Origin of the sequence: Pseudomonas sp. So3.2b, assembly GCF_019464415.1 — a bacterium.
Taxonomy (GTDB): Bacteria; Pseudomonadota; Gammaproteobacteria; order Pseudomonadales; family Pseudomonadaceae; genus Aquipseudomonas; species Aquipseudomonas shahriarae.
Window position 1 is genome coordinate 537,531 of the sequence record NZ_CP080494.1, and the last position, 13,578, is coordinate 551,108.

12 protein-coding genes are annotated in these 13,578 nt (G+C 62.7%); 5 read left to right on the forward strand and 7 right to left on the reverse strand.

The genetic code is table 11. The features are described from left to right. Nucleotides 1–12 precede the first annotated feature (12 nt). Complete coding sequence (gene lysM, locus K1X80_RS02375) at nucleotides 13–453, forward strand: peptidoglycan-binding protein LysM (protein ID WP_057437074.1); 441 nt, start codon at nucleotides 13–15, stop codon at nucleotides 451–453. A gap of 127 nt (nucleotides 454–580) precedes the next feature. On the opposite strand, the gene yrfG is transcribed toward lysM, so the two are convergent. Next, entirely contained in the window at nucleotides 581–1,243 is a 663-nt protein-coding gene (yrfG, locus tag K1X80_RS02380; RefSeq protein WP_057958005.1) for a GMP/IMP nucleotidase, read from the reverse strand. Between the two features lie 91 nt (nucleotides 1,244–1,334). Between yrfG and nudE the strand changes: the two genes are divergently transcribed. Beyond that, on the forward strand, nucleotides 1,335–1,901 hold the full coding sequence (gene nudE / locus K1X80_RS02385) for an ADP compounds hydrolase NudE (RefSeq protein WP_128593033.1): 567 nt from the start codon (nucleotides 1,335–1,337) through the stop codon (nucleotides 1,899–1,901). Beyond that, nucleotides 1,898–2,734: a 3'(2'),5'-bisphosphate nucleotidase CysQ gene (gene cysQ, locus K1X80_RS02390; protein WP_057958007.1), complete on the forward strand. Its 837-nt coding sequence runs from the start codon at nucleotides 1,898–1,900 to the stop codon at nucleotides 2,732–2,734. The genes nudE and cysQ overlap by 4 nt, the downstream gene beginning before the upstream one ends. A gap of 81 nt (nucleotides 2,735–2,815) precedes the next feature. On the opposite strand, the gene K1X80_RS02395 is transcribed toward cysQ, so the two are convergent. From K1X80_RS02395 to rfbB, 6 genes are read right to left on the reverse strand one after another with little or no spacing between them, the layout of a single operon-like run. Continuing rightward, entirely contained in the window at nucleotides 2,816–3,271 is a 456-nt protein-coding gene (locus K1X80_RS02395) for a thioesterase domain-containing protein (protein ID WP_057958008.1), read from the reverse strand. Between the two features lie 26 nt (nucleotides 3,272–3,297). Continuing rightward, nucleotides 3,298–4,680, reverse strand: coding sequence for a sigma-54 dependent transcriptional regulator (locus tag K1X80_RS02400; protein WP_057437084.1), 1,383 nt, complete (start codon nucleotides 4,678–4,680; stop codon nucleotides 3,298–3,300). Further along, nucleotides 4,677–6,485 carry an ATP-binding protein gene (locus K1X80_RS02405; RefSeq protein ID WP_057958015.1) on the reverse strand — a complete coding sequence of 603 codons (1,809 nt, stop codon included), beginning with the start codon at nucleotides 6,483–6,485 and terminating at the stop codon, nucleotides 4,677–4,679. Before K1X80_RS02405 ends, K1X80_RS02400 begins: the two co-directional genes overlap by 4 nt. Nucleotides 6,486–6,520: 35 nt before the next feature. Further along, nucleotides 6,521–7,411, reverse strand: a complete 891-nt coding sequence (gene rfbD / locus K1X80_RS02410) for a dTDP-4-dehydrorhamnose reductase (RefSeq protein ID WP_120731255.1) — start codon at nucleotides 7,409–7,411, stop codon at nucleotides 6,521–6,523. Next, nucleotides 7,408–8,283: a glucose-1-phosphate thymidylyltransferase RfbA gene (gene rfbA / locus K1X80_RS02415; RefSeq protein WP_120731257.1), complete on the reverse strand. Its 876-nt coding sequence runs from the start codon at nucleotides 8,281–8,283 to the stop codon at nucleotides 7,408–7,410. The genes rfbD and rfbA overlap by 4 nt, the downstream gene beginning before the upstream one ends. Next, nucleotides 8,280–9,362 (reverse strand): dTDP-glucose 4,6-dehydratase, encoded by a 1,083-nt coding sequence (gene rfbB / locus K1X80_RS02420; protein WP_169989228.1) that lies wholly within the window; start codon nucleotides 9,360–9,362, stop codon nucleotides 8,280–8,282. The genes rfbA and rfbB overlap by 4 nt, the downstream gene beginning before the upstream one ends. Before the next feature lie 213 nt (nucleotides 9,363–9,575). On the opposite strand from rfbB, the gene K1X80_RS02425 reads away from it, so the two are divergent. Both K1X80_RS02425 and aguB read left to right on the forward strand, forming a co-directional pair. Continuing rightward, nucleotides 9,576–12,485: an aminotransferase gene (locus tag K1X80_RS02425; RefSeq protein ID WP_198799820.1), complete on the forward strand. Its 2,910-nt coding sequence runs from the start codon at nucleotides 9,576–9,578 to the stop codon at nucleotides 12,483–12,485. A gap of 211 nt (nucleotides 12,486–12,696) precedes the next feature. Further along, nucleotides 12,697–13,575 carry an N-carbamoylputrescine amidase gene (aguB, locus tag K1X80_RS02430; RefSeq protein WP_057437091.1) on the forward strand — a complete coding sequence of 293 codons (879 nt, stop codon included), beginning with the start codon at nucleotides 12,697–12,699 and terminating at the stop codon, nucleotides 13,573–13,575. Nucleotides 13,576–13,578: the final 3 nt, after the last annotated feature.

Genomic DNA, 13,578 nt, shown 5'->3' on the forward strand with positions numbered 1-13,578 from the left:
GGAGAGCGCACTATGAGTCTTTTTAGCTTTATCAAAGAAGCCGGCGAGAAAATCGTTGATCTGTTGACGCCGGGTAATGCAAACGCGAGTGAGCAGTTGAAGGATCACGTTGCCAAGGTCGGCCTGGGTAACCCGAATGTGCAGACCACCGTGGAGGGCGACAAGGTGACAGTGACCGGTGAAGTCGCCACCCAGGAGGAGAAAGAGAAGATTCTGCTGGCGCTGGGCAACATTGCCGGCGTGGCGACCGTGGATGACCAGATCACTGTGTCGGGCCCTGTTGTTGCGGCTGCCCGTTTTGTCGTGGTGAAAAAGGGCGACACCCTCAGCGCGATTTCCCTGTCGGTCTACGGCAATGCCAATCTGTACAACAAAATCTTCGAGGCCAACAAGCCGATGTTGTCGCACCCGGACAAAATCTACCCAGGGCAGACGCTGCGTATTCCTGAGTAATACCTGGAGCAGATGAATAATGTGGGAGCGGGCTTGCCCGCGATTGCGGTGTGTCAGTCAGCAGATCTAGCTCTGACCCACCGCTATCGCGGGCAAGCCCGCTCCCACAGGGGCCCCACATCTAGTTTTAGAGCCCGCTGATCAATTCCCGGTAATCCCCGACTGCATCAAACTCCGCCGTATCCTTCGGCCCTTTGCGGCTGTCCGGCTCTTTCACCGCCAGCAAATGCCCCACGCCAAAATCCCGCGCACTGCGTAGGATCGGCAGAGTGTCGTCGATAAACAGGCTGCGCGCCGGGTCGAAGTCGATGTCCGCTTGCAGGGCATCCCAGAACTGCGGGTTTTCCTTGGCAAAACCATAGTCGTGAGAGCTGATCAGCCGCTCGAAATACGGCGCCAACTCAATGCGTTCCAGCTTCAACGACAGCGAATCGCGGTGAGCGTTGGTGATCAGGATCACGCGCTTGCCGGCCTGCTTGATGGCCGCCAGAAAGGTATCGGCGTCCGGCCGCAGGGCGATCAAGTGGGCGGTTTCCAGTTTGAGTTCGCGCACCGGGATCTTCAGTTCGGTGCTCCAGAAATCCAGGCAATACCATTGCAACTGGCCGGCGTTACGCTCGAACAGCGGCTGCAACTCCATCTCCGCCAGGGCAAGGCTCACACCGTGCAGTTCGGCATAGCGCCGGGGCAGGTGTTCCATCCAGAAGTGGTTGTCGAAATGCAGGTCAAGCAGGGTGCCGTCCATGTCCAGCAGGACGGTGTCGATATCGGACCAGGGCAGTGGCGGCATGGTGGGTTCTCAAGCAAGTAAGTAAACATATCCGACACAGACAATCGGAAAAGCCACGGTATAGTAACCCGATCACGCCAAGGAGCCCTCTATGCGCCAGAAACCCACCGTCCTCGCCCGCGAAATTGTCGCCAGTAGCCGTTTGTTCCGCGTGGAGGAAGTGCAACTGCGCTTTTCCAATGGCGTTGAGCGGACCTACGAGCGCCTGGTGGGCCGGGGTGCAGGGTATGGCGCGGTGATGATCGTGGCGATGATCGACGCTGATCACGCGCTGCTGGTGGAAGAATACTGCGGTGGCACGGATGAGTATGAACTGTCATTGCCCAAGGGCCTGATCGAGCCGGGCGAAGACGTGCTGGCGGCGGCAGACCGCGAGCTCAAGGAAGAGGCGGGCTATGGCGCCCGGCAGTTGGAGCACCTGACCGAACTGTCCCTGTCCCCTGGCTACATGAGCCAGAAAATCCAGGTGGTGCTGGCCACCGAGCTGTACGAAGAGCGCCTGGAAGGCGACGAGCCCGAGCCGATGCGCGTGGACCGGGTCAACCTGCGCGAGCTGGCACAACTGGCGCAGAACCCGCAGTTCAGCGAAGGCCGGGCCCTGGCCGCGTTGTACCTGGTGCGGGACTTGTTGACCCAGCGTGGAGCCTTCCAGTCATGAGCGAATTGTTCCTCGGCCACCCGTACATTGCCCCGGTGATTGAACTGGCCCGCCAGGCCGGCGAGGTCATCCTGCCGTACTGGCGCGCCAATGTAGCCGTGACGGCCAAGGCGGATGATTCGCCGGTGACCGCCGCCGATCTGGCCGCCCATCACCTGATTCTCGCCGGCCTCACTGCGCTGGACCCAAGCATCCCGGTGCTGTCGGAAGAAGATGCCGACATCGACCAGAGCGTGCGTGCCGGTTGGCAACGCTGGTGGCTGGTGGACCCGCTGGATGGCACCAAGGAATTTATCAGCGGCAGCGAAGAATTTACCGTCAACATCGCCTTGATCGAACAGGGGCAGGTGGTGTTTGGCGTGGTGTCGATGCCCACCAGTGGCCGCTGCTACTTCGGCGGCGCCGGGCTTGGGGCGTGGCGCTCCGACGTGAATGCCGCACCCCGGCCGATCCAGGTGCGCCAGAAGCCGGCCGCAGGCGAGGCGTTCACCGTGGTTGCCAGCCGCCGCCACACCAGCCCCGAACAGGAGCGCTTGCTCGATGGGTTGAGTGAAGGGCTGGGGGAGTTGAAGCTGGCCAATATCGGCAGCTCCTTGAAATTCTGCCTGTTGGCCGAAGGCAGCGCCGATTGCTATCCGCGCCTGGCGCCGACGTCGCAGTGGGACACCGCCGCCGCCCAGGGTGTGCTGGAAGGTGCTGGCGGCGAAGTGCTGGAGTTGAATGGCCAGCCGTTCAGCTACCCGGCACGCGAGTCGCTGTTGAACCCGTTCTTCCTGGCCTTGCCGGCCAAGGCCGCCTGGCGCGAGCGTTTGCTGACTCTGGCCCGTTCTTGAAGGCAATGCAGATCAAATGTGGGAGCGGGCTTGCCTGCTCCCACACAATCCCGCTCCCAGATAGGCCTTGGATGATCTTGCCTAGCGGTGCAACACGTACTGCCCGGTAAACGCCACCGCTCGCGCTTCACTGCCCTCATTCACGATCCACGCCTGCAACGCCAGCCGCGCCCGGCCATGGCGCCGGTACGTCGCCAAAAAGCGCTTCCACACCTTGTCCTCCGGTGCCTGGCAAATCGCCGTGGCGTCCTGGGTGACAGGCAATGGGTAGCTGATCTGCCCTTCCTGAATTACGATATGCCCGTCTTCAATCCCTTCCTCGCGCAATTGCAGGTGCAGCCAGCCCCAGCCCGCCAAGACCGCGCCGCAATACAGGCTGCCGCCGAACATGGTGCTCTTGTGGTTGATATTGGCTTGCAACGGTAAGTGCAGGCGCAGTTGCCGGTCCTGCCAGTCGAGCACCTTGAGGCCCATCTCCCGGGTCAGGGGGATGTCATGGTGCAGAATGGATTCCAGGTAACGGCTATCGCGGCTCATGGCAGTCTCTTGGCAGGGGGAAAAGGTCAATCGTCGTCAGCGTGGGCGTTGCCGCTGTCGGCAAAGTTCAGGCCGTGCTTGCGTAACTTGTCATGCAGGGTTTTGCGCGGCACGCCCAGGGCTTCGGCCAGGCTGCGCACAGAGCTGTGGGGGCGGCCGAGTTCGGCCGCGATCAGGGCTTTTTCAAAGTGCTCGACTTGCTCGCTCAAGCCCCCCGTCGACATCGGTACACCCGGCGCCGGGCCGTCCGGTGCGCTGTCCAGGGCCAGTTCCAGGCCAAGGGCGAAGCGCTCGGCGACGTTTTGCAGTTCGCGCACGTTGCCCGGCCAGTTATGGCGCAACAGCATTGCCCGTTGGCCCGGCTGCAGCTCATGCAGCGGCAGGCCGTGGCGGCTGCTGGCCTCGTCGGCGAAGTGCTGGAACAGCATCAGGGCATCTTCGCCCCGCTCGCGCAGCGGCGGAATGCGCAGCGGCGCGACGTTCAGGCGGTAGTACAAGTCTGCGCGAAAGCGCCCCTGGTCGGCGGATTGGCGCAGGTCTTCCTTGGTCGCGGCGATGATGCGGATATCCAGCGGGATCTGCTGATTGCCCCCCAGGCGCTCAACCACCCGCTCCTGTAGCAGACGCAACAACTTGACCTGCACATCCAGGCTCATGCTCTCGATTTCATCGAGGAACAACGTGCCGCCGTTGGCAAATTCGAACTTGCCGATGCGCCGTTTCTGCGCACCGGTAAACGCCCCCGGCTCATGGCCGAACAGCTCGCTTTCGACCACGGACTCGGCCAGGGCGCCTGCGTTGATAGCGACGAAGGGCCCGGTGCGGCGGTTCGACAGGTCGTGCAGGGCGCGCGCCACCACTTCCTTGCCGGCGCCGGTTTCGCCGAGGATCAGCACGTCGGCGCGGGTCGCCGCCAGCGCGCCAATCTGCTCGCGCAGGCGCAGCATCGGCGCCGACTGGCCGACCAGGCGCGTGCTCAATTGCTGGCGGTCACTCAGGGCCAGGCGCAGGCTGCGGTTGTCCAGCACCAGCCGGCGCAGCGACAAGGCGCGGCGCACGCTGTCGAGCAGTGCGTCGCTGGCGAAGGGTTTTTCGAGGAAGTCATAGGCGCCGGCGCGCATTGCTTGCACCGCCAGTGGCACATCGCCGTGGCCGGTGATCAGCAGTACTGGCAACTCCGGGTCGAGGCTGTGGAGTTCGGTGAGCAGCTCCAGGCCGTCCATGCCGGGCATGCGGATATCGCTGACCACCACCCCTGGCCAATCCCGCGACAGGCGCGCCGTGAGGCCGGTGGCCTCGCCAAGGGGCAGGACTTTCAGCCCGGCCAGGTCCAGGGTCTGACACAGGGCCTGACGCAGGTGCGGATCATCGTCGATCAACACCACCTGAATCTGGTTTTCGATAGTCATACACTGCGGTCCTCGGACGGTTGCAGACTGACGCCGGGTGCTCCGGCGCGCAGTTTCAAGGTTATCAGTGCGCCGCCTTCCTTGTGGTTGGCGAACAGCAGTTCACCACCAAAGGCACGCATCAGGGTGTCACAAATGGCCAGGCCCAACCCCAGGCCCTGGGTGCGGGTCTTGGTGGTGTAGAAGGGCTCGCCGGCGCGACCCAGGGCTTCCATGCAGAACCCCGGCCCGTTGTCGCGGATGTACAGGTTGACGCCCTGCTCGGTGGATTCGGCACTCAGCCACAATTTGCGTGGCGGACCCTTTTCGGTCAACGCATCCAGGGCATTGGCCAGCAGGTTGCCCAGCACCTGGCGCAGACGGGTTTCCCCAGCCTCCACCCACAGGGAGGCTTCTGGCAAGTCGCGGATCAGCTCCACTTCCATGGCCCGTCGGCGCTTGGCCAGCAATGCCAGCGCATCGTCCAGGGCCGGTTGCAGGGCCACGCTTTCCGGGGCATGCCGGTCGCGGCGGGCAAAGGCGCGCAAGTGGGCGATGATCGAGGCCATGCGCCCGGTCAGTTCGCTGATCAGTTTGAGGTTGCCCCGCGCGTCGTCGGTGCGCTGGTGATCGAGGAGAATCTCAGCGTTTTCCGCGTAGCTGCGAATGGCCGCCAGGGGCTGGTTGAGTTCATGGCTGATACTCGCCGACATGGTACCCAGCGCCGACAGTTTGCCGGCCTGCACCAAGTCATCCTGGGCGCGCACCAATTCCTGCTGGGCATTTTCGCGCTCCAGTACTTCCTGGCGCAGGCGGCGGTTGAGGCCTTCGAGGTCACTGGTGCGTTCGGCCACGCGCATTTCCAGCTCGCGCCGGGCCTTGGCTTCAAAGGCGATGCGTTCCAGGTAGTGGCGACGGCGCTGCATCATCAGGCCGAGCAGCAGCATCAGCACCAGTAAGGTCGCGCCGCCGACGGCAACCACCGTGCGCACAGGGCGGTCGATCAGGGTGCGCGGCGCAAGAATCTCCACATTCCAGCCGGTTTCGGCGATTTCGGTGGACTGGCGCAGCCAGGCATTGGAGCTGAAAGTCAGGGGCTGTGGGTCGCGGGTCGGGTAGGGCTGGATCGCGACGATCGCCTGGTGCTCGGCCTCGGTCAGTGGCCGGGTCGCGCGAAAACGCCATTGTGGGCGTGAGGTCAGGATCACCACGCCGTTGTGGTCGGTGACCAGCAGTTGCTCGGGGGTCTGGCCCCAGAGGCTTTCGGTGTGGTCCAGGTCGACCTTGACCACCAGCACGCCAATCACATGTTCGTCTTCGCGCACCGCAGCGGCGAAGAAGTACCCGCGCTTGGCCGAGGTGGTGCCCAGGCCGAAGAAACGCCCCAGGCGCCCGGCCATGGCCTCACTGAAATACGGACGAAAGGAAAAGTTGCGGCCGACGAAGCTGTCCTGTTTGTCCCAGTTCGAGGCGGCCAGGGTCTTGCCACGGGTGTCCATCAGGTACATCACTTCCACGCCCGCCTGGACTGACACCTCCTTGAGCAACTGGTTGGCGGCGACCAGGTTGGTGCTGATGTGAGGCGCTTCCAGGGCGGTACGCAAGGCCGGCAATTCGCCGAGGATTTGCGGCAGTATTTCGTAGCGGTGCAGGGTGCCCAGCAGGTTGGCGACGTACAGGTCGAGGGTCTGGCGGTTCTGCCCGGCCAGCTCGCTGCGGTAGTAACGTTCGGCCAGATGCTCCAGCGGCCACAGCAGCGGTGCCAGGCATAACGCCAGCAACGCCAGGCTGCGCCAGCGGGGTCTTCGTGGAAGGGGTGGAGTCATGTAAGTCTGCGCCTGTGGGTACAGGCGCATTATGCCTAGTGCTGCTGTGCAAGACACTCGCGCAATGCTTCGCGCCATTGCGGTTGGCCGACGTGCCATTGCTGTTGCAGACGGCTGCAGTCCAGGCGCGAGTTCAACGGGCGCTTGGCGGGCGTGGGGTAGTCGCTGGCGGGAATCCCTTCCAGCTCGGCGCACGCCTTGCCTTCGGCCAGCAGTTGCTCGCCAATGGCCTGGGCAAAGCCGAACCACGAGGTCTCGCCCTGGGCCGTCAAGTGATAGACGCCCCAGTCCCCGGCCTGGCCGGCCTGCCAGCGCTCGATCAGTGCCCGGGTGCTGTTGGCGATGGTCCCGGCCCAGGTCGGCGCACCGATCTGATCGGCGACGATACGCATCTGCGGTTTTTCCTGGAGCAGGCGCTGCATGGTCAGCAGGAAGTTCTTGCCGTGGCTCGAATACACCCAACTGGTACGCAGGACCAGGTACTGACCGCCCACCGCCGCGATGGCCTGCTCGCCCGCCAGCTTGCTCTGGCCGTAGACACCCAACGGGTTGGGCGCATCGTCCTCGGTGTAGGGCGCGGGCTTGCTGCCGTCAAACACATAGTCGGTGGAGTAGTGGATCAACGGGATGCCCAGGGCCTTGGCTTCTTCGGCGAGGATGCCGGGCGCCGTGGCATTGATCGCGAAGGCCACCTCGGGCTCGTTCTCGGCCTGGTCGACAGCAGTATGGGCCGCCGCGTTGATGATCAGCCCAGGGCGATGGCTGCGCACCTGTTGGCGGATCTGCTCGGGGTTGGCCAGGTCGAGCTGGTCGCGACCGAGCACGACCAGTTCACCCAGGCCCTGGAGCCGCTGTTGCAGCTCGCGGGAAACCTGGCCGTGTTGGCCGGTGATGAGGATTTTCAACGGTGTACCGCTCACATTCATTGGGCTTCCCCTGCGAGGGAGAACAGGTACTGGCCATAGCCAGTCTTGCCGAAGTATTTGGCCCGCTCCAGCAGATGGTCGCGGTCGATCCAGCCGTTTTCGTAGGCGATTTCTTCCAGGCAAGCCACTTTCAAGCCCTGGCGGTGCTCGATGGTCTGCACATAGATCGAGGCTTCCAGGAGGCTGTCATGGGTGCCGGTATCGAGCCAGGCGAAGCCACGGCCGAAGCGCTCGACATGCAGGTCGCCGCGCTTGAGGTAGGCATTGTTGACGTCGGTGATCTCCAGCTCGCCGCGTGGCGAGGGCTGGACGGCCTTGGCAATCTTGACCACATCGTTGTCATAGAAGTACAGGCCGGTCACGGCATAGCTGGACTTTGGCTTGGCGGGTTTTTCTTCGATGGAAAGCGCGCGGCCTTCACCGTCGAAATCAATTACGCCGAAGCGCTCCGGGTCCTTGACCCAGTAGCCGAACACTGTGGCGCCGGATGGACGCTTGGCGGCGGCGCGCAGTTGCTCGCTGAAATGCTGGCCGTGGAAGATGTTGTCGCCCAGGATCAGGCATACGGGGTCATTGCCGATGAACGCTTCGCCGATCAGGAAGGCCTGTGCCAAACCATCGGGCGAGGGTTGCTCGGCATAGCTGATCTGCACGCCGAACTGGCTGCCGTCGCCCAACAGGTTGCGGTATTGCGGCAAGTCCACCGGCGTAGAAATCACGAGGATCTCCTTGATTCCGGCGAGCATCAGCACGGAAATCGGGTAGTAGATCATCGGTTTGTCGTACACCGGCAGCAACTGCTTGGAAACCCCCAGGGTAATGGGGTGCAGGCGCGTCCCGGAGCCACCGGCCAGTACGATTCCCTTCATCATGCAATCAGGTCCTTCGCTTCGGTGTTGCCGAGGCGTTCGCCTTGATAACTGCCGTCCTGGACCCGGCCGCACCATTCCAGGTTATCGAGGTACCACTGCACGGTCTTGCGCAGACCGCTCTCGAAGGTTTCTTCCGGGACCCAACCCAGTTCGCGCTCGATCTTGCTGGCGTCGATAGCGTAGCGCTGGTCATGGCCTGGACGGTCCTTGACGAAGGTGATCAGGTCGGTGAACTGGGCAACGCCGGCCGGACGCTGTGGCGCCAGCTCTTCGAGCAGTGCGCAGATGCCACGCACCACGTCGATGTTCTTTTGCTCGTTGTGCCCGCCGATGTTGTAGGTCTCGCCCACTACACCTTCGGTGACTACTTTGAGCAGTGCGCGGGCGTGGTCTTCGACAAACAGCCAGTCACGTACTTGCAGGCCATCGCCGTACACCGGCAGGGCCTTGCCTGCCAAGGCATTGAGGATCACCAGCGGGATCAGCTTCTCGGGGAAGTGGAACGGCCCGTAGTTGTTCGAGCAGTTGGTCAGCAGCACCGGCAAACCGTAGGTGCGCTGCCAGGCGCGAACCAGGTGGTCGGACGCGGCCTTGCTCGCAGAGTAAGGCGAGCTGGGCGCGTAAGGCGTGGTTTCGGTGAACAGGTCATCCACACCATGCAGGTCGCCATACACTTCGTCGGTGGAAATGTGATGGAAGCGGAAGGCGCTCTTGGCCGGCTCTGCCAACTGTTGCCAATAGGCGCGAGTGGCTTCAAGCAGGCTGTAGGTGCCGACGATGTTGGTCTGGATAAAGTCCGACGGACCGTCGATGGAACGGTCGACATGGGACTCGGCCGCCAGGTGCATGATGGCCTGGGGCTGGAAGCGTGCCAGCACTGCGCTGACGGTGGCCTGGTCGATGATATCGGCCTGGACGAACTCATAGCGGCTGTCGGTCGCGATGCTGGTCAGCGACTCAAGATTGCCCGCGTAGGTCAGTTTGTCGAGGTTGAGAACTTCATGTTCAGTGTTTTGAATCAAATGGCGGATCAGTGCGGAACCGATAAAACCGGCACCACCGGTAACAAGAATACGCATGTCGAGAGGCCTTTTCCTTGGACGGAAACTGAGCGAATGGGGCATAGCTTGCGGGCTTGCGATGGGCGGTGCAAGGGGCGGTGGTCAGATTGGCCCGACTTGCGTGCTCAAAGGCTTGCGTGCTCAAAGAAGACCATCACAATGGGTTTGGGTTGCATCAGACCTATTAACAATGGCGATATAAGCGCCGGACAAAAAACCAGGGGCCGTCACATGTTGCTCGATACATTGATCCACCGCGCCAGTTTGCCGTGCCCTCAAGTCGGGCCGGAGCAAGCCTTGCAGATGCTTGAGCAACATTACGGCCTCAGTGGCACGCTGCAGTCCCTGGGCAGCCAGCAAGACCTCAATTACCGGGTCGACAGTGACCGGGGCCGCTTCGTCCTGAAAATCTGCCGTGGCGAGTATGCCGCCGTCGAGCTGCACGCCCAGCACGCCGCCCTGGCGCACCTGCAGGCACAGGCGGCGGTTCGGGTGCCCACGGTCATCAGTACCCTTGATGGCGAGCAACTGCTGAGCCTGACGGTGGCCGGGCAGGCGGTGCACCTGCGGGTGCTGGACTATATCGACGGCCAGCCGCTGACCCACCTGCCGCACTTGGGCCGTGAGGTGATCGCCGGGTTTGGCCAGCTGTGCGGGCAGATGAGCCGGGCATTGGCCGGCTTCGCCCATGGGGGCCTGGAGCGCACCCTGCAGTGGGACCCGCGCCACGCCCTGGAACTGATCCGTCATTTACTCTCGACACTCGACAACCTGCCCCAGCGTGCGGCTCTGGAACAGGTCGCCGCCCAGGTCGAGCAGCGCCTGCGCCCCCTGGCCGAGCAATTGCCGTGGCAGGCGGTGCATATGGATATCACCGACGACAACGTGGTGTGGCAGCGGGATGCCGAGCGGCATTGGCAGGTGCAGGGCGTTATCGACTTCGGTGATTTGGTGCATACCTGGCGGATTGCCGACCTGTCGGTGACCTGCGCCGCTTTACTGCACCACGCTGACGGCGACCCGTTTGCGATCCTGCCGGCGATCCAGGCCTGTCACGCGTTGACCCCTTTGCAACCCCAGGAATTGCAGGCGTTGTGGCCGCTGATTGTGGCCCGTGCGGCGGTTCTAGTCCTGAGCAGCGAACAGCAGCAGCGCCTGGACCCAGATAACTCTTACCTGTTGAAGAATGCCGAGCACGAGTGGGAAATTTTCCACGTTGCCACCTCGGTGCCGTTTGAATTGATGGAGGCGGCGATCCAGGCGTGCGTCGGTGCAACCCCCAAACCAGTGGCCGGCGAAGGCTTTGCCCCGCTGCTGCCGGGCCTGGTGGGGCGCGAGTTCGCGCTGATCGACCTGGGTGTACTCAGTGAACATTTCGAAGCCGGAAACTGGGAAACCCCTGGCATCGACCAACATCTATTGCAGCAGGCTGCAACGGTCCACGGCTTGGCGGCCAGTCGTTATGGCCAGTATCGCTTGTCCCGCACGCGCCCGGACTGCGCGAGCGAACCGCACACGTTCGCTCTGCACGTCGAACTGTATGTGCCCCAGGGCAGCGTCGTAGAGGCGCCGTTCGCCGGCATCCTGCGCTGCACCGCCGATGGCGTATTAAGTCTGCATAGCGCGCAACTGAATGTACGGCTACAGGGCCTGAAAAATGCCTTGCAACCCGGTGCCGCGGTGCTCAAAGGCCAGGTCCTGGGGGAGGCGTGCGGGGCATTGACCGTGCAACTGTGCCGGGTTGACCTTGATCCGCCATTGTTCTGCACGCCGTCCCGCGCTGCGGCCTGGCAGGCGTTGTGCCCATCGCCGGCGACGCTGCTGGGCCTGGCCTGTGACGCCGAGCCGGAGGTGGATCCAGAAGCCTTGCTGGCCCGGCGCGATGCCAGCTTCGCCCGCTCGCAGAAGCACTATTACGTCGACCCGCCGCGCATCGAGCGTGGCTGGCGCAATCATCTGATCGACATGCAGGGCCGCTCGTACCTGGACATGCTCAACAATGTCGCGGTACTGGGCCACGGCCATCCGCGCATGGCCCAGGTGGCGGCGCGGCAGTGGTCGCTGCTCAACACCAACTCACGCTTTCATTACGCCGCAATTGCCGAGTTTTCCGAGCGTCTGCTGGCGCTGGCGCCCGAGTCCATGGACCGCGTGTTCCTGGTCAACAGTGGCACCGAAGCCAACGACCTGGCGATCCGCCTGGCCTGGGCCTACAGCGGCGGGCGCGACATGCTCAGTGTGCTGGAGGCCTATCACGGCTGGTCGGTGGCGGCCGATGCGGTGTCCACCTCGATCGCCGACAACCCCCAGGCCCTGAGCAGCCGGCCCGACTGGGTGCACCCCGTGACCGCGCCCAATACCTATCGCGGCGAATTCCGTGGCCCGGACACTGCGCCGGATTACGTGCGCAGCGTGGAGCACAACCTGGCGAAAATCGCCGCCAGCCAGCGCCAGTTGGCGGGCTTTATCTGCGAGCCGGTATATGGCAATGCCGGTGGCATCTCCCTGCCACCGGGCTATTTGCAGCAGGTGTATGCCCTGGTGCGCGCCCAGGGCGGGGTGTGTATCGCCGATGAAGTGCAGGTTGGCTATGGGCGCATGGGCCATTTCTTCTGGGGCTTTGAAGAGCAGGGCGTGGTGCCGGACATCATCACCATGGCCAAGGGCATGGGTAACGGCCAGCCGTTGGGTGCGGTGATCACCCGCCGGGAAATCGCCGAAGCGCTGGAGGCCGAAGGGTACTTCTTCTCGTCCTCCGGCGGCAGCCCGGTCAGTTGCCAGATTGGTCTGGCGGTGCTGGATGTGATGGAGCAAGAAAAGCTCTGGGAAAACGCCCAGGTGGTCGGCGGGCACTTCAAGGCGCGGCTCGAGGCGCTGATCGAGCGCCATCCGCTGGTGGGGGCGGTGCATGGCTCGGGCTTTTATCTGGGGCTGGAGTTGGTGCGGGACCGGCAGACTCTGGAGCCGGCGACGCAAGAAACCGCCAAGCTGTGTGATCGCTTGCGTGAGCTGGGGATTTTTATGCAGCCGACCGGGGACTATTTGAACATCCTCAAGATCAAGCCGCCGATGGTCACGTCTAGACGCAGTGTGGATTTCTTTGTCGACATGTTGTCGAAGGTGCTGGATGAAGGGTTGTAACCCCCTTCAATAAATTGAAATGCTCCCACAGTTGATTGGGGTTTCACTTTTAAAACCGATTGTTATCGGGAATATTTTGAGTTTTTTAGATAGTCGGATGTTTGCGTGCTTTAAAAGCCGATTTTTATCCGCTATAAAGTCGCGCAGCATTCCCCTTTCTGTCATCGGCCCTGGTTATCCTGGCCGCTGACCACCGCCCAGGAGATGATTCATGAGCCGTATCGTTACCGTCGCCGCTACCCAGATGGCTTGTTCCTGGGACCTCGAAGCCAATATCGAGACCGCTGAAAAGCTGGTCCGTGAGGCCGCCGCCAAAGGCGCGCAGATCATCCTGATCCAGGAACTGTTCGAAAGCCCGTACTTCTGCCAGAAGCCGAACCCGGACTATCTGCAACTGGCGACCTCGGTTGACGACAACGTGGCCATCAAGCACTTCCAGAAAATCGCCAAGGAACTGCAAGTGGTGCTGCCGATCAGCTTCTTCGAACTGGCTGGCCGTGCGCGTTTCAACAGCATCGCGATCATCGACGCCGACGGCTCCAACCTCGGGATTTATCGTAAAAGCCACATCCCGGATGGCCCTGGCTACCACGAAAAGTACTACTTCAACCCGGGTGATACCGGCTTCAAAGTGTGGAACACCCGCTACGCGAAGATCGGCGTGGGCATCTGCTGGGACCAGTGGTTCCCGGAATGCGCCCGCAGCATGGCGCTGCAAGGTGCAGAGATCCTGTTCTACCCGACCGCCATCGGCAGCGAGCCACACGACAAGACCATTTCGTCCCGCGACCACTGGCAGCGCGTGCAACAAGGCCATGCCGGCGCCAACCTGATGCCGCTGATCGCCAGTAACCGCATCGGCAACGAAGAGCAGGACGGCTACGACATTACCTTCTACGGCTCGTCGTTCATTGCCAACCAGTTCGGCGAAAAAGTCGAAGAGCTCAACGAAACCGCAGAAGGCATCCTGGTGCACAGTTTCGACCTCGATGAGCTGGAGCACATCCGCAGCGCGTGGGGCTCGTTCCGTGATCGCCGGCCGAACCTGTACGGCGCGCTCAAGACCCTCGACGGTTCCCTGGAGTCCTGATCG